Raw genomic sequence first — 24765 nt, forward strand, 5'->3', positions numbered from 1 at the left:
CATAGGCTACATAAATAGCATTTGCCACCAATACTAATACTCTTTATATAGAGTACTTTTGACATTGAAATAAGGTTAAGCGATAATACTGTATAGCCATTAAACTGTATTAATGTTGTACCGTTATCATTGTTGCAGTCATTTTTGCTATTAATTTTTCTTCGTTACTGCCGTAGACATAGCCCTCACAAATGGTTAATTGCCCACCTGCAATACTTTATCGATAGCAATTAGTTTGTCTGTACTTGCAGGCTTAATAATTGATTTAAACTCTACCGTTAGAACATTCGCATTCTTGGGCATAGTCGGTAACGCTGAATAACCACAAGCACTACTTACAGCTAACGTCTTTCCGCTATACCCGATATTTCCACAGATGCTTTTGCAGGCAGATCATTTACTCCGATACAGGTTCTGCTTGGGTATTTTTCTTTGAAGTATTCGCCGTAGATTTTATTTACCAATCCATAGTTATCTATATCCTTTAGATAGATAATGGTACTAACCAAATCGTCAAATTCAAGTCCATTTTCGTCTAACCGTGTTCTGAGATTTTGCATAACCTGCCGAAGTTCTGCTTCAAATGAAGTATCAACGAGTTTTGCCGTTTGGGGATTGATACCCACTTGCCCCGAAATGAAAACAAGATTGCCCGCTTTTACTGTTGGGCTGTATGGGATTTTGTTTCCTGCACTGTCTTGTGCTTGGGAAGAAATAAATGTTGCCATAATTATGGTTGTTATTAAAGTTCGTTTAATTAGATAAATATTTCCCCTTTCATATAGAGTACTGCTTTGCCCCCTAATTCTACTCTGTCGCCCAATAAGCGGCAATCCAATTCCCCGCCTCGTTCGGAAAGTTGAAAAGCTTTTAATTCGGTTTTATTGAGTTCATTTGCCCAAAATGGTGTAAGGACAGTATGTGCTGAACCCGTAACAGGGTCTTCATTTACACCAAGTGCGGGAGCAAAAAATCGGGAGACAAAATCGTGGTTTTTTCCTTTTGCTGTTACAATAATTCCACCTGTGTCTAAACCTGCTATCAATGGCAAATTGGGTTCTATTGTTTCAATATCTTCCTGCCGTGGAAATACCAACATATATTTTGTAGTTCCTTTAAATGCAAGCATCGGCTTTTTGTTGGTTGTCGCTAAAAGTTCATCGGTCAATGCTGTTTGAGTAATTTGATTTGCCGGAAAGTCGAGTATAAATTTGCCCTGCTGAACGGCTACGGATAAATTACCACTTAGTGGGGAAAAGAAGTTGATGGTATCCTGCTGAAAATTTTCGAAATGGTGTAGTACGTAAGCTGTCGCAAGTGTAGCGTGTCCGCACAGTTCTATTTCAACGACTGGTGTGAACCAACGTATTTCTACCACGTTTTCTTTGATTACATAGTATGCGGTTTCTGAAAGATTGTTTTCTTTTGCTATACTCAATAGCTCATCATCTGCCAACCATTCTGTTAATGGGCAAACTGCGGCGGGATTGCCTTTAAACACTTTGTCCGCAAAGGCATCTACTTGATAAAGTGTTAATTTCATTTTCTTATTTTATTTGTTGTTATAAATAATCCTCTCATATAGGGCTGAATACATCTACTACTTCTCCCGCTTCTATGATTTCAAAAACAGGTTTGATGCGTTTGAAAATAAGGAAATCTTCTATTGGGAGTATTTACTGATACTTCTCATTGTAAACGGGGCTTATGTGTTTTAAAATCATCAATATAATACAGCAACACAAATACGATGAACAAGCAAACTATCTTGGCATATAAACTGTAATGAAATGCTGTAACAAAATCATTGTTTGCTTTTGCTACACTGAAAAACAAACCACCGATAAAGCATATTCCCATTACGGCAGCTGTTTGCTGTATGGTGTTGTACATTCCCGAAGCGATACCTACAAATTGTTTCGGTATGTTCTTTAATGTGATGTTTATTAAGGACGGTATAACTAAACCGCCAAATAAGCCCTGTAATGGTAAAATTGCTAATAGTACGGATGGGCTTACTTTCTTGTCAAAGAAAGCAAGCTGAAGAATGTAAACAACTATCATCAATACCACACCTGCCTGAATTGGCTTTTTACCGAAAGCGTTTACTAACCGAATGGATAGAAAAGACGAAAGCATAAAAAGTACTCCCGATACAACGAAATATAAACCTGCTTTATATGGTGTGAAATTTAATCCGTTTTGCAGGTAGATTGTGGACACCAACAGGTAGGACGTGTGCATCATAAAATAAAATGTGAGTAATATCAATCCTATGTTGTAATCTCTTATTTTGAACAGCCGTATGTCTATTAAAGGGTGCAGGTCTTTCTGTAATTTTTTCTTTTGGTTGCGAACGAAAATATAAAACAGCACCAAAGACAAAACGAGCATCAGAAAACTCCACAACGGATAACCTTTTTCTCTGCCTTCTGTGAGCGGATATATGAAAGAACCTAATGCAAATGCGAATAATATTACACCCGAATAATCGAGTTTTTCACTGGAATTTAGGTGTGTGTTTTGCAAGTATTTTTTTGCGGCCATAAACGCAAAAAGCCCAATAGGTAAATTGATGAAAAAGATAAGCCGCCACCCCTCTATAAATGTATTTAAGCCCGACAGATAGCCTCCCAAAAACTGTCCTGTTACAGAAGCTATACCTAATGTAATCCCTACATAACCAATTGCTTTGGTTCGTTGCTTTGGCTCGGGAAACAGGACTTGTACATACGCCAAAGACTGTGATTGCATAAATGCACCGCTTACTCCCTGAAAAAATCTTGCGGCTATCAACGTTGCGGCGTTTGTTGCCAAACCGCAGATGCAGGAAGTAAGTATGAAGAAAAACATACCCCATAAAAAAACTTTTTTTCTGCTATAAATATCACCTGCTCTCCCGCCTGTAATCTGAAATGAAGCATAACCTAATAAGTATGATGTAATTACCAATTGTATTTGACTGTCAGTTGCTTGTAAACTATCTTTAATTGATGGTATTGCAATGTTCACAATAAACACGTCAATGACCGTTAGCAACGGAGCGGTAAGTAAAATGGCATGTTGTATCCACCTGTTTGCAATTGTATCCATATAAATCTATTGGTAAATTTCTTAGAATCAATTGATTCTTCTTCAATTCTTGGCGTTCAAAAAATGATTGAAATCTGTAGCTACTTGTTCTGGATACTGGAATAAGAAGCCATGACCAGAGTCCGGGTATAAATTAAGCTGTGCATTGGGGAATAGTTTAAACAGATGAACCGAATTTTCAGTGGGCATCATAATATCATCTTTCCCGTTTGCAACTAAGACTGGGATGGAAATTTGAGCATAAGTATCCTCTTCTAAAAAATCCTTTCCCCAATTTGCCCTGGCAATAGCTTGAGCTTTGGCTGATTCCTTATTCACATCACGATCCTTTGGATATGGATTTGATTGTTTTCTTTTCCAAAATAATTTTCCCAGTTGTTGACTGTTTTTTGTCGGAGAGAAAAATAATAGCAAGAAACTATTTTCATCTAAGATAGGTGCCGTAACAACCTCAATGATTTTAGGGTTTCTTTCGTTGATACTTCTAGCTCCTTTTGGAGCAGTACCTGCTAAAATTGCCTTTCGCACTATTTCGGGATGTTCCATTAGCATTTCCTGAGCTACACAACCTCCAATTGAAAATCCGAGAATATCAACTTTTTCAAAACCAAGAGCAGAGATAAAGCTGTAGGCATCATCCGCCATTTGTTTAAAGTTGTCAGGTGTTATTCCACCGGAAGAGGCAACGCCTTTATTGTTAAACACAATAACATCTCTATCCGTTGACAATGTATTAAGAAACAGTGGATCCCAACTATCAAGATTTCCTCGGGTATGATTAAATAATATTAAAGGCGGATTTTTGCCTTTATTGTTATAGTATTGTCGATAGGTAAATATTTCACCTTGAACTTCAATTTTCTTTGTTTCAAATGTCTCCATACCGGATAGATTTTTTGTTTGTGCCAATAATCCGGACTGCGAGAAGATTGACAGAGTAAATACTGCTATAATAACCTGAATTTTAAACTTTTTCATTCGTAATATCCTTTTTAAATTCGTAATCAATTGACAACCTGTATATGAGCGATTCCCTGTCTGGAAATGTATAAGACTTCGGTAAATACATTCTTTCAGTTTTTATGAAGCCTATCTTTTCATAAAATCTGTGAGAGGCCTTAGCACATCCAGGGGTATCCAGCCAGATTAAATTGATATCTTTGGACATCGCAAATGTCTTTAATGTGTCAAAAAGAGAATGTGCGATTCCTTTTTGCTTTCCTCTATAATTCTGTTTCACAAACATCTTCCTTAACACGGCATTAGTCGAATCTAAGATTTGCAAACCGATAGTCCCTACTATCTCGTCATCATACTTTGCTAGCCAAAACTTTCCGTTTCGATAAAATTTTCCTATATCCAACAAATCAGGTTGTTCATTGTCGGAAAATCCCAATCCAAATTCTTCGTTCTGTATAGACAATACAAACGCTTTGGTATTTGATTGATCTGATTCTTTGAACTCTTCTATAATAAACATCATATCAATACAATAATTTTTTAGCGATTTGTTTAGCCCTTTGCATCATCTCTCCATTTTTTTGAAAACTTGCTGTTACTGTTGCTCCTTCTAACAACATATACAGAGTATCTGCTATTTCTATTTTGGACAGATTGTTATTATCGGTTTTCATGTCAGTTATTATTGCCAAAATAAAATCTCTAAATGTCATCTTGTTTCTATCTACGATTTCAAAAGATAATGAATCATTTTGTGCGATTTCTGCTCCCGCCTTTATAAAAGGACATCCTCTATATTGGTTGACGATTTGACGCTCCATTCTAAAATCAAACATTTTTAAAATCTTTTCTTTGGGATCCTCTGTGTCTGCGATATATTTGTAAAGTTCGTCGAACCACTTCTTACTGGCGTCTTCTAAATAAGCGTGCAAAAGATCTGACTTTGACTTAAAATGATTATAAAGAGAAGCTCTCGCAATCTCAGATTCTTCAATTATCTGATTTATTCCAGTGCTATTGTAACCTTGTTTATAAAAAAGATTAGCGGCTGTATTTAAAATATTTTTTTTAACCTCTTCTGTTGATTTCATTTTTCTGCTATTTTTTTAATAAATAAACGCCACACAAAACAATAAATGCTCCCATACAATCTAATATTGAGATTGGTTCATTCCCGATAATTATACCGACTGCTAATGCTACTACAGGAGGTATGTAGGTTACAGAGGACGCTTTTACGGCTCCCATTCTATTGATCAAGTAATAATAAATTAAATAAGCGATTCCTGTACCCAATAAACTCAGTCCGATTACTAATCCAATAAAAGCTTCTGTATTGACCAAGATATTCCCAATGTCATTTAGGTCGGTGGTAACTAGCAATATCAATGTTGCCAAGACCAATTGATAGGAAGTGGAAGCAGTTGCTGATATATTGAGAGGACTTAGATATTTTTTTGCATAAATAAACGATGCCCCAAAGCTCAGAGATCCAATAATCATGTATAAAAAACCTTTAAAAAAATCTTCAGAACTACTTAGACCAGCCGGATTTGCCAATAATATAATTCCTATTGTACCAATAATTAATCCTAAGACTTTAGACGCTGTTAATTTCTCTTCTTTAATAAAAATAGTGCCCAAAACGAAAGAGAATATGGGGGTAGCACCACTCATCGCTCCCGCTATACCCGAATATAGTATCTGAGCACCTTTAACGAAACAGAAATAATAAATAACGGTAGCAAGGACTGACATAAAAAGGAAATGATGCCAATGCTTTAAATGCCATTTTTTGAAAGCGCGTGTAACTAATCCTAATACCAAGAGCGGTAGTACAGAAATGACTACCCGAAGAAAAACTATCTGTAGAGGGCTGATATACTGAGTCGCTAGACGCATATAAAGAAAGTTGGTTCCCCATATAATGCCAAGCCCTATAAATGCGACAGCTGCAATATTATTTTTAATAAATGGTACTCTCATTCGATTTAGCGTTTAACTGTGTCGTAAAAGTAGTAATATTATATTAGATAGACAAGTCTATCTATTGTTTTTTACGTCTTATCTCAACTTTCTCATCAAGACATAGCGCCAATTCCTGTTTACAGTAAGAAAAATTTCTTGTTCAGTGTGTCCATCAGCGATTACTCCTGCTGTATCAAATGCTGTAAATCGGGGTCGTTCTTAATCCGCTCCATTTCGCTTTCCACAATCTGCAAAACATCCGTTTTGACCTGTCTGTAATTGGCTTCAATCACCTGCTTCATATTGTCGTTGCCGTGTTCATCGGTAAAGGATAATATCTGCGGTATCTTTTTGTACGCTTTGGTTTCTGCCGAAACCTTTTCGTTATCGACCACTATTTCAGCATGAAATATTTTCTGTTCGATGCGTTCATCGAAGTTGTCAGAAACAGACCCCACGAACATTCCCTGTGTCAAGGTAGATATTTTGGATGCAGGTATAAGGGTGTCCAATTGGGTAGATATGGAAGTGGATTTATCATTGCGGTTAATGGTGATGCTCTGACGTTTCTGCAATACCTTTCCAAACCGTTCAGAAAGTGTTTTTGCTGTTTCACCAACGACCTGTCCGCTAAAGATATTACCGACCAGATTCTGTATAACCTTACTTTCTTTATCGCCGTAATCCCTCGTTAACTGCGAATAGTCTTGGATGCCAAAAAGTGACGAAATCCGATTTGAACGTGCTGTACTGATAAAATCCAGACCCCTAAAATAAATGGTGGGCAACTCATCTATGATAATGGAGCTTTGAAGCTGACCTTTCTTATTGATGAGTTTTACAATCCTCGAATTGTACAATCCCAAAGCGGACGAATAGATATTTTGACGGTCGGGGTTATTACCTACGCACAAGATTTTCGGCTCTTGGGGGTTGTTGATGTCCAGTGAAAAATCATCCCCCGTCATCACCCAATAAAGCTGTGGCGAAATCATCCGTGACAAAGGAATTTTTGCCGATGCTATCTGCCCCTGCAACTGGTCTTGCGCTCCGCCCTGCCACGCATCCATGAAAGCCGAAAGATAATTTTCAAGTTCGGGATATGAGGTAAGTATCGTAAAAACGTCTGCATATTTTTTATTCAGCAATTCAATAGCATGGGGAAACGTGCAATACTTCCCGTTTTCATAGATTTTCAGAAACCAAATGATGGAAGCAAGCAATATAATTGGGCTATCGACAAAAAAATCGCCCTGTTTACTTATCCACGTTCTGTTGAGATTAAGCATGATGGTATAAGAGGCTTCGTAGGCATCGGAAATGTCCGTCATAAAGGCAGGGCTTAGCGGATTGCATCGGTGGCTTCGGCGTGGGTCGTCAAAATTGATAACATAAAACTTGGGCTTTACCTTATACTTATCGGAGTGTTTCAGCAAATGGTTGTACGCAATGGTGGATAGGTCGTCAAATTTGAAATCGTAGATATACATCGCAAACCCCTTTTCGATATGTTGCTTGATGTAGTTGTTTACGATGGCGTAGGATTTTCCGGAGCCGGGAGTACCCAATACAATCGAGGCTCGAAAAGGATTGACGATATTAATCCATCCATTGTTCCACTTGCCTTTGTAAAAAAACCTTGTGGGAAGATTGACCGAGTATTCATTTTCTATCAGACGGGTTTCCTGTTGGAAGCTCTCGTTTTCATTATTGAAAACATCGTCCATCAGATTATTGCGGAGTAGTCGGCCCATCCATACCCCTGCCATGAGCAAGGCTATATAACCCAAACTCATTGTAAGGATGTAAAGCGATGTGGCAACACCTGCCGACAGCTTTAACAATGGCGTGTTCAGAAAGAACAGCACAAAGCCGATAACTAAGGCGGTGTAAATCTTAGCCCATGTTATCTTTTCATTCTTTACGCCCTTAGTGCCGAGACAGCTTAACGCCAACAATAGCAATGCAAAAATCTTGGTGTAAAGTGTGTGGGCAAACAGCCCTGCGGTACGGTTGAAATTGGTCAGTATCTTGCCGATAATTTCCAGTGTCCATCCACGTTCGGCAAAGAACCCGTAACAGAACCAATAAAAGTGCATCAGTACCAAAAGAATACTTACAGCACGCATAAAAGCCATGATTTTGGCTAATCCTCTCAAATCATCTTCTCCCTGCATAACAAAAATTTTTAGTGATGCAGGAAATTTAGAGGCTATTTAAAAGGGCTTATCTAAAGCGGTGTCCGATGGCTTTTGGTGGCTTTGTTTGACAGTATTTTAAAACCACAAAGACCAAGATGTTAATCCTGGTCTTTGATTTATTCTTTTCTGAGCAGTGCTTTCCCTTTTTAGACGGGCGCCGTTATGACAGTTTACTTGCCCATAACCGTTATGGATTGACGTTCGTTCGGAAATTCATTGCGAACTTCCACGCCTGAACGTTGGAACGACAGGATGCTAAGACCTCTGTTGAGTTATTTGTCGGATTTCTACACGTGGATAACCTTCCTTTAATGCTAAAGTAGTTATTCGAGTTACAAACTCTGTTTTCGCCTTTGCATATGCTTCCTGAGATTGAAAATCGGTTCCCTGAATTTTCGCCGCAATGCATTTCTTCAAATCTTCATATTCTTTCGCTATTTTGAGTGTTCCCGTAGATAATCTCTAAATGCCAATGTTTTCTTTTCCTCTTCCCCTCCTTGTTCTACAATGTGAATGTGGTATTTATGAGGTTATTCTTTCGGCTTATGCAGAAAAGCAGAAAAAACATCGTCTTGATGTGGAATATAGGTGTATCCTATCTTTTTTAGGTTTTGGACGTAGGATTTTAATTTATCAAAGTTAGTTACAGATATTTGGATGTCTATAATCGGTTTAGCTGAAAGTCGGGGAACAGAAGTTGAACCGTTATGTTCAATTCGTATTGAGGAGTCATTTAAAACTTTCAATATCTCTTTACGCACAGTAAGAAACTCACTTTCCCAGTTTTTATCGTAAGGAATAATTTCTATTTTATTATCCATAACTTCTACTTTCAATATTTTTACATTTTAGTCAACGTCGGACAAATTTCGTCATATCGGTTTTGGGCTTTGCAAAGGAACGTGAATAGAAACACGAAGTTTCAGTTATTCCCAAACGTTACATAAGCCATGTTCTATTTGCTGAATTAGAAAAAGGAAATGAAAATGGCTTATGCGGTAATAGAATTACTGTCGTTAAATTTAGCACTTAACCCGACCTTTTGCAAAATCGATATTATCTGCTGCCCTTTTTTCAGTCGGTTAATCTTCGTCTGTCGGTATGTTTCGAAGAATTTTATAGTCAATATAAAACGTACCGAACGGAATAAAACACGCAATAAGAACCTTCCAGGTGGTTTCTTTGAATTTCCATTGTTGTTCTACGCCTACACGCAACGCATTAAACACAAACAGCAGGAAAAGTGCACCGTGAATGGGGCCAAGCGACTTGGACAAGCCGGGAACATCCCAAAAATGCTTCAGGGGTGCGGCAATAAAAACCAAGACAAGTAATGATATGCCTTCTAAGATAGCCAGGAGTCGTAAACGCCCGATAGAGGTGGTGAAAAGTTTCTTCATCATTAAAATATTCTGAAATAAGGTCTGCCTGATAAGGGTGAAAACGGCCAGGGAATGGCTACGAAAATGAGGATTAATCCAATGGTAAACCAAACGAACATTGTTTTAAATTTCTTCTTGTCCGTTTGCTGTCGCTTTGCCTTTGCCGAGCCGATTGTTATCACCACAATAGCAGTTAGCATTAAAATAATATGAATTAAACCGTAGAAAGTCAGCTCTACGTTTTGAAAACTACTTTCCTTTTCTTTCCAAAAATATTTGACCAGCGGACTCTGCGTATATAGGATGATGCCGATCATTAGTTGAATATGTGCAACCGTAGCCGTCCAGTGTCGGAACGCGTTGTCCGATTTTGAAAAAGTCCTGTCGTTGGCCAAACCGACAAATGCCCTGTAAATGGCATACAGTAAAAAAGCTAAAACAAGCCAACGAATCAAAGAATGGAGAACTAATAAAGTGGAATACATAATTACGTTGTAACGGTGCTTTGTTTTCTGAATACATTCCAAATCGTAGGAGCCCCGAAGAAAAACCAGATTGCCAGCACCGCATCACAAACGGCACATCCGGCAGACGAAAGTGGTGCAAAGTGAATGATGGGTTCACCGTATAGATGATGCATTACGTCCCAGCCCGTGTGCAACAGCCAACCGATACCGATGAAATAATAATGCTTGAGGGCTTTGAAAGCCACAAACAACATAACAGCACCAAAAACATATTCCCAGACGCCCAATCCGCCGCTCCAGTAAACACCGCCTGCACCGGCAATGATGACGGTGTTGATTTTTTGTCGAGATGGCTCCCTCACAAACGACATGATGATGATAAATACGAAACCAATCAGCACAGCAGCCAATGCATTGGTGATTGTAAATTCAGGAATGATGTGCGTATGCATATTTTTCTATTTTTTGTCTGCTTGCAAAGTTAAACAAAAAACATACTAATTAGTATGTTTTTAGGTAAAAAATATTTTAGCCATTTGGGTAAATTGTAAATTGCTTTTAATGAGATGGATGTGTTTTTTTATATCAGAAGTGATCGAAACTCTATAGGTAAGGCGCAAAACACCCGCTGCACACTTGTCAACAAAGATTGAAGCTTCAGTCATGCTTCGTTATCTGGCGTTTAAATCTTAGTAGGTTATATGCAGTCCTTTTTCGCTTTGTCGGTTTAGAGATATTGTTTAATTTTGTGGCTATGAGAATGACCGTAATGCTATAATATCCCTTTTTAAGCTTAGTTCTTTAAGCAATGCGCTTTATATATACAAAGCGTACTTTTCTATTATTCATTCATTTTATTATAATCTTAAAACAAAGTCCACTGGTCGACGCTATTTATTGCCGTGGTTGGTTTTTTTAACAAAAAAATTATGTCAGATATACTAAGTATAAAGGAAATAGAGCATTTTATCCATAGCGGGTTTGTTCGTCTTGATAATTCATTTTCCAAAGAAATAGCGGATGCTGCTTTAGAAATTCTATGGAACGACCTTCCTTGTGACAGGTCAAATCCTTCAACCTGGACTGAGCCTGTAATTCGTTTGGGAATGTACACGAATGAACCTTTTGTCAATTCAGTAAACACTCCTAAGCTGCACAATGCTTTCAATCAGTTAGTTGGCAAGGACAAATGGATTCCTTGTCGGAGCGTAGGAACATTTCCTGTTAGATTTCCATCTGCTAAACAGCCTAATGATACCGGTAAACACGTAGATACGAGCTTCCCGGGAAAAGACCCCAATAATTATTTCGAATGGCGTGCCAATGTCAAATCGAGAGGACGAGCATTGTTGATGTTGATTTTGTATTCGGATGTCAGCGAAAACGATGCCCCAACAGTCATTTATGAAAGTTCTCACATTGATGTTGCAAGCTTATTATCCAAAGAGGGAGATCCAGGTCTTTCATTTATGGAACTTGCAAGCAAGTTGGACGAGTTGCCAAAAAGGGGAGAAATATTTGCAACTGGTAAGGCAGGTACAGTTTACCTATGTCATCCGTTTTTGGTTCATTCAGCTCAATCCCACAGGGGAAGTACGCCTAAATTTATGGCACAGCCCCCTTTGTTGTTAAGAGGCGAATTGTCTATTTCAGATTCTGATGTCGGCTATTCTCCCGTTGAAAGAGCTATTCGTTTAGGAATAGGTTAATCATAAAAATGCTCATATCGAAAGAGATTGCTTTTTTTAGCAGTCTCTTTCTTTTTAGGGTTGCTTATAACGAGCCGATTGTTGGCGATAGACGGAATTGCACGCACCAAAGCCGCATAGTAGCACGAAGCTCAATAAATGAATGAAAATAAATAATGTTGATTCTGCTCGCTTATTGCCAACACTTTGCATTATTCCCAACTCAGTTGCCACGACACCCCGAACCGGTCGGTAACTCCACCCAAAAGCTTTTAATCGATTTTAAGCTAAAACCCTTAAATCCTTTAAACTTATAAACATCGCAGAAAGCAAAAACGGCTCCTTCGTTTGTCCATATTTGTCCGTCAACCGAGGCATCTGTTCCGTGGGTAATTATGGTTTCGATTACCATTTTGGATGCATTTCGTATGGGGTAATGCTGAAGTTGCTTTTCAAAATTCTCTATTCCCTAAAGGGTGTTTTGTCCGACGATTTCCCAAATGATATGGTCATCAAGATGCTTTTTACAAAAATCTAAATCATCCTTTGCCCAAGCCGTATAAAAGTCTTTGGGAAAGTTCTTTTTCGGGGCATTACCGCAATCGGAAGGAATAATTATCTGTGTCATCATTCGTGCGTCGTTACCTTGTTTGTGTACTACCAACTGATTTTTGTGGAGGTTTTCTTCAAAATTATAAAATCGTATATGGACAACAAAACAATTAGGTGAACTTTAAAACAAGTTCTTAAGTTTCCCGAAACATATTTCAAAACGCAGACTAACCAAATTTTTGAGTTTATTCCAGAAGCAGGTCAATGACTTCTTCTGCATTGGCATCGTTATGCTTCCACAGTTCTTCAAAAGTTTGGACATTTTCTACCGAAATTCCTTTCTCTGTCAGTTTAGCGGCTGCTTGTTCCTCATTGATATTTAACACCCTGAATGCATCCTCCACAGGTGCTTTTACAATTCTGTCCATGATTTGCAAATCGACCGGCGGATACATTCTTTCAGATATAATAAGAACAACAGCTAATGTCAGTACCGCAAGTAATGCAGGCAAAAAAACACTTTTCTTAAAATGAATTTTCAAAGCTTTCCAATTCAAAATGATGTGGAAAATGGCACAAATAACAAATAACAATCCGAGTATTTCGTGAACTACTTCGGTGTAGCCGTCAAACAGATGGAAAAACATCAGCAGTCCCGAAATGCCTACGACAAGGAACACCAATGATATAAATGGGGTAACATAATTTCTATTGAGTTTCATAATACCATATTTGATTAATTGAGTTTTGAAAATCTTTTCTCAAGTTCATGCAGCCATTTGACCCGTTTTTCGTGGCTCACTCTTTTTACCGATGTAAAGCTGAGCCATTTGACGTTTTTGTAGCCCATTGTTTTGAATACACTTCGTATCATCACTTTTCGAATCAAGTTTCCGATAAGCAGTGAGTACATAATTTTGGGTTTGTTCATCGTGGTGATGACGGTAATGCTTTTCAGATTATGTAATAGCGGCACCAACCCGAAACCTCTCGGATGATGGTCATACGCCAATCCGGGCGACAATACACGGTCGATAAATCCTTTGGTGGCGGCAGGCATAATGTCCCACCAAATCGGGAAAATAAAAATCAGGTGGTCGGCTTTTTTCAATCGTTCGTGGTAGCCAATAACCTGGGGGTCAACCGCACGATGTTCAACAAAGGCTTTTAAATCGTCCGATGTCATTCGGGGATGAAATTGGTCTTTGTCCAGGTGCATCAAATCCACTTTGTGACCGGATTTTTGAAGTCCCTTGCTGACCGATTCTAAAATGGCGTTGCAATAACTTCCTTCATAAGGATGGTTGAATACAATGATGGTTCTCATTTTTGACTGTTTAATTACAATGCAAAATTGAGCAGCAAAGCAGGTGTGGGACGATAACAATTGTTAATAAATCCGTTTTATCGTCTGTTTCGGATTCGGCTCAGGGAAACGGAAGTAATGCCCAGATACGAGGCAATGTAATGTTGCGGTACGCGCTGCACGATGTGCGGATATTGCGCCAACAGCTCTTCGTAACGTTGTTGCGGTGAATTTTTGAGGTAGGAAAAAAACAGTTGCTGAGCCTGGAAAAGGCGTTTAAACAAATGCTCTTCAAACTGCTTTTTGATGTCGGGCAATTGCTCTACAATCATTTGAAATTCCTTTTGCGTGATGGTTTGCAAAACGCAAGGTTCAATGGTTTCGATGCTGTACAGGCTCGGCTGGTTGGTTCGGAAACTTTCGATGGAAGAAACGCTGTCGCCCTCAAAGAAAAATTGCGTCGTGATTTCTTTGCCGTCGTTGTTCACCCAGGTACGCAGGCAACCTTTTTCAATGAAGTACATTGTTTTGGAAATTTTCCCTTCCTGCAACAGGATGGTTCTCGCCGGAGCTTCCACCTGTTTGAAAAAAGGGGAGAAGATGTTCCAAGGGATTCTATTTTTTGTTTTTTGCTTCACTGTGCGGTATCGTTTTTGGATTTGCGGATAGCTATTTGGCTGTTTGCAGAGTAACAGAAAAAGAAGGGTGAACTTTCAATTCCATACAACAGTATCATAAGCCATTTCCCATTTCCTAAATTAAAAAAAGGAAATTATTACGACTTGTGCGGTGATAAAATTACAGACAACTCAACTGTATGAAGTACAATCCATCAAATCCCGAGTTCTTAAGTGGAATAATAGTATGTAGTACCTTTAAATCCATATCCATCTTTGGGCGGGGATTTTTAAAACTAAGAAAATGCCTTCATAAATTCCTTATAAGCAATTTTCCCCTGAGTGAATTTTTCTAAGGCCATGTACTGTTTTTCCTCTGTTGTGTTCTCTCTATTATTGCACCTGTCAACTAATTCTAGTTCATTTACTAACGGCTTATGTATATGTTTTCTTTTGAGAAATGCCTCATAATATCGGATGCCGAATATTCTCTGAGACGCAGCATTGATGTGAATGCCGTCCGGGTTGGCTGTAAGTCCCTTGGCCGTAACATAGTAACAATTTTCTTGCTCTTGGGCATATTTTTGAAGTTCTTTATCCACTAGCTGATGTTCTGTGCACCCGGCTCCGAATGCTACTTTACCTAAATATTCACCTAAACCGCCTACAATAAATGGAATTTCGGGTAATGATAATGTCTCCCTAATTTGATTAAATATTTTTGATAATTTCTCGTAGTATTGTTTGAATTTTCCGCCTTGGCTATCACTTTCCCCTTGATGCCAAAGCACACCAGATAGTTCGCTGTTTTCGGTTGCAAATTGAGCTTCGCTTATTGCATGACGAAATAAAATTCCATCTGTTGACCAATCATCAATGGAACTACCACCTTCTGCGCAGGGAATAAGGCCGATTTCTTCTTCCTCATTGTCCCAACACCAAGCTTCTGCAAATGACGCAGCAAGCCCGATACCCGCAACAGGTCTGTCATAATGAACAGGTTCGACCATCATTTGCCATCTGCCGTTTCGCAGCATCATAATCCTTTTATTGTATATCGGTTTCACTTCATGAGCAAACCCGCGACCTGCCATATTCGATTGTCCAATCAATAAAAATGATTTCATTGCCCTTTTCTTTCTACATTTCAGAATAATAAAATAACTGGTACTACCTAAGATTCAAAATATACCACCGACTTACTTGGTCAAAAATTTACAACCGAGTTTTATCCAAAACGTTGTTTCGATTTTTTAATTCCAAATCCCATTCATTTCGGTCAGTATGATGGGTTTTCCGTCGGTGACAACGATTGTATGTTCGTGTTGCGCCATAAAACCACCTTTGTTTCCCACCATGGTCCAACCATCATTTAACTCTGTTGCATAGGTTGAAGTTGTGGTGATAAAGGTTTCAATGGCAACGACTGCATTTTTTCTAAACCGTCTTTGGTCAAATCGGTTTTTGTAGTTCATTATTTCATCGGGTTGTTCGTGTAAACTCCTTCCAATACCGTGTCCGGCCAAATTTTTAATAACCTTGAAACCTCTTTTTTTGGCTTCGGTTTCCATGATGTGTCCGACTTCTGAAATCTTAACCCCTCCTTTGATATTACGGATGGCTTTTTGCAGGATTTCTTTGGAGGCATCCACTAATTTTTGATGTTGGTTGATGTCTTCTCCAAGCACAAATGAGCTTCCGTTGTCCGACCAAAAGCCGTCAAGTTCGGCAGAAACGTCAATGTTCACCAAATCGCCCTCTTTTAGTATTTTTTTCTCGGACGGAATGCCGTGACAAAACTCATTGTTCACACTGATACAAGTCCAACCCGGAAAACCGTACGTCAGATACGGTGCGGATTTTGCCCCGAAGTCCGAAAGTATTTTTGCGCCGAAGTCGTCTAATTCTTTGGTTGTCATACCGGGTTTTGCATAATTGCGCATTTCTTTCAAGGTGTAAGCAACCGCTTCGCTTACTTTTTGCATCCCGATTAATTCTTCGTGTTTGGTTATGGACATCTTTCTTTCAATTATTTTCTTAGTAATGAGCAAAATTACTAAAAATACTATGTAGTATGTTGTTGGTTGGTGGAAATTATTTCAAACTATCTAAATAGATTTTAAGTTGCTTTAAATAAGAAACGTACACTTTTTTACTATTCTCTAATTTTCCCAAATTCCGAATGCCCCAATAGCCCGACATGACGAAGATGGTTACCTGTTTCGCATTTACGTCCTTGCGGATGGTGCCGTTTTTCTTGCCTCTTTCAATGGTGGTGGTTATTGCCTTTGTCCATTCCTGGGTTAATTCATTCAAAGCCTTATTAAATTCCGAATTCCACGGGGTCATTTCTTGCGTAAAATTGGATGCCGGGCAACCGTATTCCACCTTCAAAAATTCATTTTTCATCAATAGATTATCCATTAGGTTGTAAATGGCTTCCAGTGGATTTTCTTCGGTTTGAAGCGGCTCAATAAAACTATTTGTAAGTGTGGGTTTTAGAATTTCGTTTATGATGGCGAGCCCCATTTCGTCTTTGGTTTTGAAATGGTAGTAAAAGGCTCCTTTCGTTACTTTTGTCGTGGCGATAATATCGTCAATGCTTGTCGTTTGGTACCCCTTAACGTAGATCAGCTCAAACGCTTTCTGTAAAATCATCAACCGTGTTGCTTCCGCCTTTTTCATCTGTTATCTTCTATTTATTTATGGTCAGATGGAATTGTTCAAATTTCATAAAAATACCATTTAGTACTTTACAAAGAAACGAAAAAACTTCGGATAGTTGTCCGTAATCAGAAAGCAGCTTGCGACAAGAAATGTACAAGCGCTCGATTTAGGGTTAGCAAGTGTTATCGTTAGAAAATTAGGTTTACTCTTCAAAAGGGAGTAATGGTTACGACTATGGACAAATTTATGATTGTTCGATAGATGAATTGTAAATCAATTCGCTCTGGGATGACGGCTGTTACGTTTCTTCTTTTTCTTCATACGGTTGGCAAATTCCTGTTCCTCGTAGTCTTCGCCCTGTGCCTCCGGTAGTAGCCCACCCAATCCGTCTATCAACAAATCATCGGTCTGCTGTTCTTTATTTAGGAAGTTAAAAAGTGCATGGGCTTCCTCTTTCTCTACGGTGTTGCCTGTGGTCGATGACTGATTTTGTGCGGTTGCTTTTTCAGTTTCTTGGCGTTGCCCGACCGCCTGCCCGTTCCACCAATCATTAAAGACATTAGCCGATAGGTTTTTGCCCAAAGCTGAACCGTTCCAAACGGTACGGCTTTCGTGGTCGATAAAAGTCATACCGTAGATACGCCCCTCATCGTTGCGCCGTACCACAGCATTGATGCCCTGCTCCAACAGTTGCTTCTTAAAATCGGCTTCATTAGTGGCGGTGTGCATCGCTACTTCAATGGTGCTTTTGAGTACGGCTCTTACAGGGTCGGCTTTCATTTTCTCCTTAGCCTGTGCGAATTGGTTTTGCAGTTCGTCCAGTCCTGCCTGTTTGCCGAAAAGGGATGCCTTAAAAGGATTGCTCGCTTTTTCTCCCTGTTCGTTCAATGCAAAATAGACAAGACCGTTTTTAGGCTGTCCGTGCAATTCTCCTTTGACTTCCTCGGCGGTGATATTGAAGAGCGAAAGCAAGGCATTGTATGCACCGAGGCTTGCGTACCCGTAATACTTCGGCAGGTGTCGTACCACCGAAGCGATTTGGCTCTTAACGTCTCCGGCTCTGTAATCCACCGGACGGAATACCTGCTCGTTTCCCGTTCGCTGTTTTTCCGTTGCAGGTATAAGATTGTACGTTTGTTCCAAATCCCGACAGATTGCCATCGAACGTGGATGGTCGTAACTGTCCGGTAGCTTCTTGCCATCCAAACCCACACAGACCGTTACGATGTGGATATGGGTGCGTTCAATATCGGTATGCTTAAAAACGATATACGGTTGGTTGCCGTACCCCATGCGCTCCATATACTCCTGCGCCATTTCCACGAACTGCCCATCGCTGACCCTATCCGCGGGATCAGGGTTCAGCGATATGTGGCGCACAGGCTTTTCCGTTCTGATATTTGTGGACAGATACGGCTCAAAACACTGGTGCAGGTAGCTTGTCGAATAGGTGTTATCCAACGTTTCGGGTATTCTATTTAGTAACAAAACCTGCCCATTTTCACTGTCAATTTTCTTTTGGTTATAGGAAATTGCACCGTACAAATTTTCGCCCTTGCCAATCTTTGCTATCATCTTATCCGTGTTTTTGCAGGTGTTCTTTTTCAAATTCCTGTGTTAGCTCAATCACTTTCCGGCACAAGTCCGCCATTTCTGCCGTCTGCTTTTCCAGTTTAAAGAGGTAAGCCGATGCCTTTTTCTCCGAGAAATTGCGGTAAAGTATCTTCACGATTTGGTTGTAATTCACGCCAACCGCTCTGAACTGGCTGTAAAAATTGGTTAGCCTCGTATGAAAATCGACTGCATCCATATCAATTTTTACGGTTTTGACTGGCTTCTGAAAGATGCAGGCTGTAATAAAATGTGCCATTACTTTCATTCCCGATTGCTCGAAAAATGTAAGGAATTTGGCATTTTCTTCGTCCGTAAGACGAAATACATAACGGTGGATGCTTGGGTTTGCTTTAGGCTTGCGCCCACCTTTGTTCTGTTCCTTTTTCTCTTTTCCATTCATTATAAAATCCATTTTAATATCCAACAAAACCCCGACTTCGGAGGGTGTTCTAAAGCTCCCTGCAAGGGCAAGTGGTTTTGAGGCACGAAACGGGTTTCGAGTGCCTCAAAACATAACTTGCTCCACAACAGCGATTACGAAACACAGGAACTCCGCAAACAAGTTGAGGAACTGAAAGAACAGTTGGCAGAAAAAGACGTACCGCCTGTAACGACCGTGGATGACCAACTGGCTTTGATGGAAAAGTCATACGAAATGGCATCCCGTTACCTGCCCTCAACTCCAACACAGACAGGTAATGCGGACACAACAGCTTTGGCAAAGAGTACCTCACAAAAGGAACATTTTGTGGCATTCACCCCTGTAAGGAAAAATACGGTTTCCGCATTGTACCGTGAACCGACCGACAGTGCTTTTTTGGCAAACTGGAACGAAACCCGAAACCGTGGCTTTTATACGGCAGGCGTTTCGGAACAGGTCATACAGCCGAAAAACAGCATTAGGGCGGTAGTACAGGAAACACAGGTCGTGACGGGCGAAAGTGGTGTACGGTTGCGCCTGTTGGAAACGGCACAAACGCCTGTCCGCTCCATTCAGGCAGGAACGGTACTGACAGCAAATGCCAAGTTTCAAAGTGGCAGGTTGCAGTTAAAGGTAACATCCATCGAATTTGAGGGCAATATTATTCCGGTCGATATAACCGTGTATGACGTGGACGGACAGCAAGGGCTATATGTGCCGTTTTCCCCCGAAATGAATGCCCTTACAGAGATTGCCTCCAACATGAGCCAAACCTCCGGCACATCCATTATGATGACACGCTCGGCAGGGCAACAGATGGCAGGCGACCTTTCCCGTGGCGTGGTGCAGGGCGTATCGGGTTACTTCTCCAAGAAAGTAAGGACACCGAAAGTAACCGTCAAAGCCGGTCATCAGATTTTCGTCGTTTCAAAAAACTAATGTTCAACACTAAAATCAAAAAGAAAATGAAATGTTCATGTTTCCAAAAAAACAAACACACATGAACATTCCATATCTCCATTAAAAATCAAATAATAACGATATGAACGCAATATTTAAAAGCCTTATGGCAATGGTCTGTTTGCCCCTCTGCATTACGGGAGCGAATGCACAGCAAGTGGCATCCAAAACAACAAAATTAAGCATGGGCAAGGTTGAGCCTTACGAAATGCAGGTGACGTACAGCAAGACTTCTCACCTCATATTCCCGTCCGCTATCCGCTACGTGGATTTGGGCAGTGAATACCTTATTGCAGGCAAAGCCGAAGATGCGGAAAACGTACTGCGTATTAAGGCAAGCGTTAGGGATTTTGACGAGGAAACCAATTTTTCGGTCATCACGGACGATGGTCGGTTCTACAATTTCAACGTCTTTTACAGCCCTTATCCTGCAACACTGAATTATGATTTGCTGACCATGCAAAAGGCATCGGACAGGGAAAACGGCAACGATGTTCTGTTTGAGGAATTGGGGGGCAATTCGCCGTCACTGGCAGGGTTGCTCATGGAAACGATTTATAAAAGGAACAAAAGAATTGTAAAGCATATCGGGGCGAAAAGCTACGGCATACAATTCCTGCTGAAAGGTATCTACGTCCATAACGGAAAATTCTATTTCCATACGGAACTGCGCAACAAAAGCAATGTGCCGTTCAATATTGACTTTGTGAATTTCAAGGTGGTGGACAAGAAAGTCGCCAAGCGTACCGTGGTGCAGGAAAAGGCAATGCACCCACTAAGGATGTACAAAACGCTCGGAGAAATCACGGGCAATACGACCGACCAAAACGTGTTCCTGCTCGACCAGTTTACCATCACGGATGACAAGGTTTTGATTATCGAAATCTTTGAAAAGAACGGGGGCAGACAACAGGTATTGCAGGTGGAAAATTTAGACCTCGTACACGCCAAGCTGATAAGCGATATGCACCTAAAGATTAATTAACCTAAAAAGAACGAACAATGATAAGATACATTTTTGCCGTGGTGCTTGCCATGCTAAGCATGACGGCGGTACAGGCACAACGGATGCTCCCCAAGCAAAAGGGATTGGAAATAAACGCAGGTATGCTGTCCAAAGAAATAAGCGACAATTACTATCTGAATTTGACATTGACCGTGAACGGAAAGAACGGCAATTACTGGATATGGGGTGCGGAGTACACCCATCAGTTTTCCGGTTACAGGGATGTACAGATACCGCTCGAAACCTATACGGGCGAGGTGGGTTACAGTCTTCAGCTATTGGGCGATGCAAGAAAGACCGTCACGCTGAATGCAGGGCTTACAGCCGTGGCAGGTTATGAAACCATCAACCGGAGCGAAGCCATGCTACCGGATGGCTCGACCATCCTCGACAAAGACAATTTCGTTTACGGCACAGGCGGACGGCTCACGCTCGAAACGTACCTGTCCGACCGCTTTGTCCTGCTCCTGCAAGGGCGGACAAAAGTATTATGGGGTACGGATTTGAAACAGTTCCGTCCATCGGCAGGGATTGGACTAAGGTTTAACTTTTAAAATTGATTTACGATGAAAATATTAATCAGAAAGTACGGGCTACATTTGCAGGCAATGTTCATGCTCATGGCGATGTTAGTCTGTTCGTTGGTACTGACCTCCTGCGAAAAAGACGACCTCGACATCAGGCAGAATTACCCGTTTGAGGTACAGGTAATGCCTGTTCCAAAGGATGTGTCAAACGGGCAGACCGTAGAAATAAGGGTAACGATACAGCGAAGCGGAAATTTCAGTGATGCAAATTACTACATCCGCTATTTCCAGCTTGACGGACAGGGAGCATTGCGGTATTACAGCGAACCGCCGTATATGCCCAATGACCTGTACCTATTGCCACAGACACAATTTAGGCTGTATTACACCTCGCAATCCACCGTATCACAGGCGTTTGATATTTGGATTTCGGACAACTTCGGGAACGAAAAGCAAATAAGTTTCCAGTTTAACAGCCGTGATTAAAGACAGAAAAAACCTGCACGTTGGGCAGGTTTTTTTCATTTTTAAGCCTGCCATTCGGTGCTTTTTCGTAAATTCAAAGTGTCGAATTATAATAGCTATCGTTATGGGTGCATCACTGGTTTTAGGCATAATAGCACTGGTTTTGGGATTAGGTTTCCGTTACTGGATTAACCGCAGGAAGTTTTACAGGCGTAGCCCGACCGGAGCGGAAGGCTTTTCATCCTATGAAAAGTCGGTTATTATTAAAACTTCTGAACGTTTGGGCAAATGGATAGCTTATGCTTTGATTATATTCGGTGTGCTGTTCTTGTGGAGTTATTCGAGACAGAAAAAGGCAAAAGAAAAAGCATCCCAAAACACGGAGATACAGAATCCACGATAAGTAACGATATTTAGTTTTAGGGAACGGTACAGGTCTTTACGGTCTGTACCGTTTTTGTTTTACAATCTTCCCATGTTAAACCCAAATTGAAAAGGCGGATGGCTGTTGTATAAGAAAATCCACATTGTTATCTTTGCTATTAGAAAATATAAAAATCTTAAAGTGTTTTTGCTTTAAATCTCGACATTTAAAACTGGTAATTTTAAACAATTCTCCGAGACAAATAAGTAAGAACGCTCATGCTATGGCGTGGGCGCTCGCTTATTCGGAGAGAGGCGTACCAGTGCCTTAATGTCGATAAGTGTAGTTGCCTACGCTTTTTTATTGCAGGTCGCTACTTTTAAAAACAGATATTATGGTTACTGGAAAAGAAAATAAAAAAAAAGTCTGTGTAGCGGTCATAGATAGCCATGCACAGCTTCGGGAGATGCCCGTAAAGCAACTTGAAAATTCGGGCTATACGGTATTGTTCCAAACAGGTAACGGGCAGGATGCCCTACAAAAACTAAAAGAGAATAACAGATTACCCGATGTCTGTCTCATTGAGGAAGATTTTGCCACGGCTAAACTTTTACTCGAAAAGCATCCCGATTTGAAAGTCCTAATTTCCAGTACAGCGGATGACAGGAAAAGCGTAACAGATATGCTGAAAACTGGTGTTTCGGGCTATATATTGAAATACGCTGACCCCAATGAAATGCTAACAGCCGTTAAGGTGTTGAGCGAAAACAAAAAATATTTCAGTGTTGGGATTAGTGGGATAGCAACGGAATATTTTAAAAATCAGTCATAAACTTAGGTTTCTTTGCTACTTTCTTTTCCGTCTCACTCATGAAAGAAAGTAGAACAAACTCACAGCCTTTTTGGGAAATGCGGGTATAGGGAGTTGCGGAGCGACCGCATTTACAAAGTGGTTGTCCCACTTTCTGCAAAAAGACTGTTCCGACCTGGGGAGGATCTGTCTTTTTGCCCGACCGGATTTTTAGTGTAGGGTGTTTTTACGTATCATGCCCGTATCATGTTTTAGGTTCGCTCGATAAGTTTCTATTATCGTGGTTTTGATTTTTGATAGGCGACCACCTTTGCAGGCGGTCGCCTGTGGGTTAGCAATTATAAAATACGTGACCGCTATTGCTCCAATAATCACCGCAAAACAGGTCACGGGCAAAAGCCTCATAATCAAAGTACGTTTTTGCAAATTCGGGCAAGTTCATTTGCTCTACCTGTCCATAGGCAAAATCTTCCTCGTCCTTGTATTCGCCGATATAGTCATCGTCAAAGTTGCTTATTAGGTCGTTTATATCCTCCTCGGACAGCTTACGGTGTCCGTTGTCGCACCATATTAGGAATGCCTCTTTTCGGGCGTCGTCCATATCTTCCAAAGCCTCCAAAATCTCAAATATGCTATCGCTTATCCAACATTCGCCGATTAATCCATTTGGGATATTTTCGTAGTCTTGGAACATAAATTCGGGGTCTTCCTCGTCATCGTGTAGCTCCCTGCAAGCGGTGTAAAACTCTTCCTTGTTCGCATAATCGGATAGCTTTAGCCATTCTCCGAAGATTGAACCGTCATTATATTTTGCGTATGTGCCGACATATACCCTTGCTTCCGATGTGTTTATTTGATGTGTCATTTCTTTACTGTTTTGGATTAAATTTTTTGATTTATTCGGCAATGAGAGGTGGTGCTGTTGTTTTGTTTCAATACCATTTTCAATGCTTGTCTTCCTCATGCCTGACATTTTTTTTATTCGTGTAAAGAGTCGGAGTATGCTGTGTTTCGTTTCGGGAGCATGAAAGGTTAGTGTTTAGTAGGCACAAGGTTTTGGACAAAAAATACACCCAACGGGCTGGAGATTTTTTTCCAAACTTGCATGACCTTTTGCCTACGTTAAGAACACGGACATACCTTTGCTCCATGAAACGTGAACAACAGGCATACTCGCTTTTAGGCGTAACCAAACGTGGAAGTAATGAGGATAGCATTGCCGAAATGGTTTATCAAGAATTTAATGTTCGCCCGTACAGTAACAGGTGATTGAAGTCTGGAGTGGAACAGCCCAACCTGTGGAACGACATCTTCAATCTCCTGTTAACAATCATAGACATAAGCTCTTTTACGGTCAGTAGCGGAGCGAACGCCGTAAATGTGCTTAGGTTATTGTAACACTTTGAGCCAATCTAAGCCAAGTAATTCAACCCAAAGACACAATTCAATATCCACTCCATCAGTGTAATAAGTTTGTCTGTACGGATTAATCCGTGTGGTTAACAGGCAAAAATCAATTGAAGATGGAGAAAGAAAAAGCGAACGATTTAACACCCGAAAGAGTGGTACAAATCTTGAAAAAGAAAGGAACAGAGGTCGATATAGAGGAAGCAAAAACCATCTTGGAGTTCGTCAAAAAGATAGCTCACATTGCAGTTAACCAGTATCTAAGAGGAAAACTTTAACCCAATGAACA

29 protein-coding genes and 1 pseudogene are annotated in these 24765 nt (G+C 40.3%); 8 read left to right on the top strand and 22 right to left on the bottom strand.

The window, feature by feature from the left end:
- Positions 1 to 341: 341 nt before the first annotated feature.
- From ABD930_RS07295 to ABD930_RS07350, 12 genes and pseudogenes are all read right to left on the bottom strand, one after another.
- Positions 342 to 728 carry a RidA family protein gene (locus ABD930_RS07295; RefSeq protein WP_345231073.1) on the bottom strand — a complete coding sequence of 129 codons (387 nt, stop codon included), beginning with the start codon at positions 726 to 728 and terminating at the stop codon, positions 342 to 344.
- Between the two features lie 29 nt (positions 729 to 757).
- Positions 758 to 1543: a PhzF family phenazine biosynthesis protein gene (locus ABD930_RS07300; protein ID WP_345231074.1), complete on the bottom strand. Its 786-nt coding sequence runs from the start codon at positions 1541 to 1543 to the stop codon at positions 758 to 760.
- A gap of 146 nt (positions 1544 to 1689) precedes the next feature.
- Entirely contained in the window at positions 1690 to 3093 is a 1404-nt protein-coding gene (locus ABD930_RS07305) for an MFS transporter (RefSeq protein WP_345231075.1), read from the bottom strand.
- A gap of 42 nt (positions 3094 to 3135) precedes the next feature.
- On the bottom strand, positions 3136 to 4071 hold the full coding sequence (locus ABD930_RS07310) for an alpha/beta fold hydrolase (RefSeq protein ID WP_345231076.1): 936 nt from the start codon (positions 4069 to 4071) through the stop codon (positions 3136 to 3138).
- Positions 4058 to 4576, bottom strand: a complete 519-nt coding sequence (locus ABD930_RS07315; protein WP_345231077.1) for a GNAT family N-acetyltransferase — start codon at positions 4574 to 4576, stop codon at positions 4058 to 4060. Before ABD930_RS07315 ends, ABD930_RS07310 begins: the two co-directional genes overlap by 14 nt.
- Position 4577: 1 nt before the next feature.
- Positions 4578 to 5144: a TetR/AcrR family transcriptional regulator gene (locus ABD930_RS07320; RefSeq protein WP_345231078.1), complete on the bottom strand. Its 567-nt coding sequence runs from the start codon at positions 5142 to 5144 to the stop codon at positions 4578 to 4580.
- Positions 5145 to 5151: 7 nt separating this feature from the next.
- Positions 5152 to 6039 (bottom strand): DMT family transporter, encoded by an 888-nt coding sequence (locus ABD930_RS07325; RefSeq protein WP_345231079.1) that lies wholly within the window; start codon positions 6037 to 6039, stop codon positions 5152 to 5154.
- Between the two features lie 161 nt (positions 6040 to 6200).
- Positions 6201 to 8198 carry a conjugal transfer protein MobC gene (gene mobC, locus ABD930_RS07330; protein ID WP_345231080.1) on the bottom strand — a complete coding sequence of 666 codons (1998 nt, stop codon included), beginning with the start codon at positions 8196 to 8198 and terminating at the stop codon, positions 6201 to 6203.
- 458 nt (positions 8199 to 8656) lie between these two features.
- Positions 8657 to 9043, bottom strand: a pseudogene (locus tag ABD930_RS07335) (GrpB family protein).
- Positions 9044 to 9304: 261 nt separating this feature from the next.
- The gene (locus ABD930_RS07340; RefSeq protein ID WP_345231081.1) at positions 9305 to 9625 is read right to left on the bottom strand and encodes a DUF3817 domain-containing protein; all 321 of its coding nucleotides are present in this window, start codon (positions 9623 to 9625) and stop codon (positions 9305 to 9307) included.
- Positions 9625 to 10089 carry a hypothetical protein gene (locus ABD930_RS07345; protein WP_345231082.1) on the bottom strand — a complete coding sequence of 155 codons (465 nt, stop codon included), beginning with the start codon at positions 10087 to 10089 and terminating at the stop codon, positions 9625 to 9627. The genes ABD930_RS07340 and ABD930_RS07345 overlap by 1 nt, the downstream gene beginning before the upstream one ends.
- A 2-nt stretch (positions 10090 to 10091) precedes the next feature.
- Positions 10092 to 10523 carry a DUF6010 family protein gene (locus tag ABD930_RS07350; RefSeq protein ID WP_112373087.1) on the bottom strand — a complete coding sequence of 144 codons (432 nt, stop codon included), beginning with the start codon at positions 10521 to 10523 and terminating at the stop codon, positions 10092 to 10094.
- A 477-nt stretch (positions 10524 to 11000) separates the two neighbouring features.
- On the opposite strand from ABD930_RS07350, the gene ABD930_RS07355 reads away from it, so the two are divergent.
- Entirely contained in the window at positions 11001 to 11780 is a 780-nt protein-coding gene (locus tag ABD930_RS07355; protein ID WP_112373088.1) for a phytanoyl-CoA dioxygenase family protein, read from the top strand.
- Between the two features lie 448 nt (positions 11781 to 12228).
- On the opposite strand, the gene ABD930_RS07360 is transcribed toward ABD930_RS07355, so the two are convergent.
- From ABD930_RS07360 to mobA, 9 genes are all read right to left on the bottom strand, one after another.
- Positions 12229 to 12390, bottom strand: a complete 162-nt coding sequence (locus ABD930_RS07360; protein ID WP_345231083.1) for a hypothetical protein — start codon at positions 12388 to 12390, stop codon at positions 12229 to 12231.
- A 166-nt stretch (positions 12391 to 12556) separates the two neighbouring features.
- A complete protein-coding gene (locus ABD930_RS07365) occupies positions 12557 to 13033 on the bottom strand; it encodes a DUF4405 domain-containing protein (protein WP_112373090.1) in 477 nt (158 codons plus the stop codon).
- A gap of 14 nt (positions 13034 to 13047) precedes the next feature.
- A complete protein-coding gene (locus ABD930_RS07370) occupies positions 13048 to 13638 on the bottom strand; it encodes an NAD(P)H-dependent oxidoreductase (protein ID WP_112373091.1) in 591 nt (196 codons plus the stop codon).
- 77 nt (positions 13639 to 13715) lie between these two features.
- On the bottom strand, positions 13716 to 14255 hold the full coding sequence (locus ABD930_RS07375) for a Crp/Fnr family transcriptional regulator (protein ID WP_345231084.1): 540 nt from the start codon (positions 14253 to 14255) through the stop codon (positions 13716 to 13718).
- Positions 14256 to 14530: 275 nt separating this feature from the next.
- A complete protein-coding gene (locus tag ABD930_RS07380) occupies positions 14531 to 15361 on the bottom strand; it encodes a sialate O-acetylesterase (protein ID WP_345231085.1) in 831 nt (276 codons plus the stop codon).
- Between the two features lie 126 nt (positions 15362 to 15487).
- Positions 15488 to 16252 (bottom strand): type I methionyl aminopeptidase, encoded by a 765-nt coding sequence (map, locus tag ABD930_RS07385; protein WP_344981129.1) that lies wholly within the window; start codon positions 16250 to 16252, stop codon positions 15488 to 15490.
- A gap of 76 nt (positions 16253 to 16328) precedes the next feature.
- Positions 16329 to 16919 (bottom strand): TetR/AcrR family transcriptional regulator, encoded by a 591-nt coding sequence (locus ABD930_RS07390; protein ID WP_112373094.1) that lies wholly within the window; start codon positions 16917 to 16919, stop codon positions 16329 to 16331.
- Between the two features lie 255 nt (positions 16920 to 17174).
- Positions 17175 to 18476, bottom strand: a complete 1302-nt coding sequence (gene mobB, locus ABD930_RS07395; RefSeq protein ID WP_345231086.1) for a conjugal transfer protein MobB — start codon at positions 18474 to 18476, stop codon at positions 17175 to 17177.
- A 1-nt stretch (position 18477) separates the two neighbouring features.
- Positions 18478 to 18915 (bottom strand): conjugal transfer protein MobA, encoded by a 438-nt coding sequence (mobA, locus tag ABD930_RS07400; protein WP_345231324.1) that lies wholly within the window; start codon positions 18913 to 18915, stop codon positions 18478 to 18480.
- A gap of 117 nt (positions 18916 to 19032) precedes the next feature.
- Here mobA and traM point away from each other — a divergent pair, with 117 nt between their 5' ends.
- The 6 genes from traM to ABD930_RS07430 all read left to right on the top strand — a co-directional run bounded on the left by traM (position 19033) and on the right by ABD930_RS07430 (position 23090).
- A complete protein-coding gene (gene traM / locus ABD930_RS07405; protein WP_425571112.1) occupies positions 19033 to 19875 on the top strand; it encodes a conjugative transposon protein TraM in 843 nt (280 codons plus the stop codon).
- Positions 19876 to 19978: 103 nt separating this feature from the next.
- Positions 19979 to 20881 carry a conjugative transposon protein TraN gene (traN, locus tag ABD930_RS07410; RefSeq protein WP_345231087.1) on the top strand — a complete coding sequence of 301 codons (903 nt, stop codon included), beginning with the start codon at positions 19979 to 19981 and terminating at the stop codon, positions 20879 to 20881.
- Between the two features lie 17 nt (positions 20882 to 20898).
- Entirely contained in the window at positions 20899 to 21456 is a 558-nt protein-coding gene (locus ABD930_RS07415; RefSeq protein WP_345231088.1) for a conjugal transfer protein TraO, read from the top strand.
- 54 nt (positions 21457 to 21510) lie between these two features.
- Positions 21511 to 21915 (top strand): DUF3872 domain-containing protein, encoded by a 405-nt coding sequence (locus ABD930_RS07420; RefSeq protein WP_425571116.1) that lies wholly within the window; start codon positions 21511 to 21513, stop codon positions 21913 to 21915.
- Between the two features lie 103 nt (positions 21916 to 22018).
- Entirely contained in the window at positions 22019 to 22297 is a 279-nt protein-coding gene (locus tag ABD930_RS07425; protein WP_345231090.1) for a molybdenum ABC transporter permease, read from the top strand.
- 355 nt (positions 22298 to 22652) lie between these two features.
- Positions 22653 to 23090, top strand: coding sequence for a response regulator (locus tag ABD930_RS07430; RefSeq protein ID WP_345231091.1), 438 nt, complete (start codon positions 22653 to 22655; stop codon positions 23088 to 23090).
- Positions 23091 to 23400: 310 nt separating this feature from the next.
- On the opposite strand, the gene ABD930_RS07435 is transcribed toward ABD930_RS07430, so the two are convergent.
- Positions 23401 to 24033, bottom strand: coding sequence for an antirestriction protein ArdA (locus ABD930_RS07435; RefSeq protein WP_345231092.1), 633 nt, complete (start codon positions 24031 to 24033; stop codon positions 23401 to 23403).
- Between the two features lie 559 nt (positions 24034 to 24592).
- Here ABD930_RS07435 and ABD930_RS07440 point away from each other — a divergent pair.
- Positions 24593 to 24754 carry a hypothetical protein gene (locus ABD930_RS07440; RefSeq protein WP_162835070.1) on the top strand — a complete coding sequence of 54 codons (162 nt, stop codon included), beginning with the start codon at positions 24593 to 24595 and terminating at the stop codon, positions 24752 to 24754.
- Positions 24755 to 24765: the final 11 nt, after the last annotated feature.

The organism is Olivibacter ginsenosidimutans (assembly GCF_039542865.1).
Classification (GTDB): domain Bacteria; phylum Bacteroidota; class Bacteroidia; order Sphingobacteriales; family Sphingobacteriaceae; genus Olivibacter; species Olivibacter ginsenosidimutans.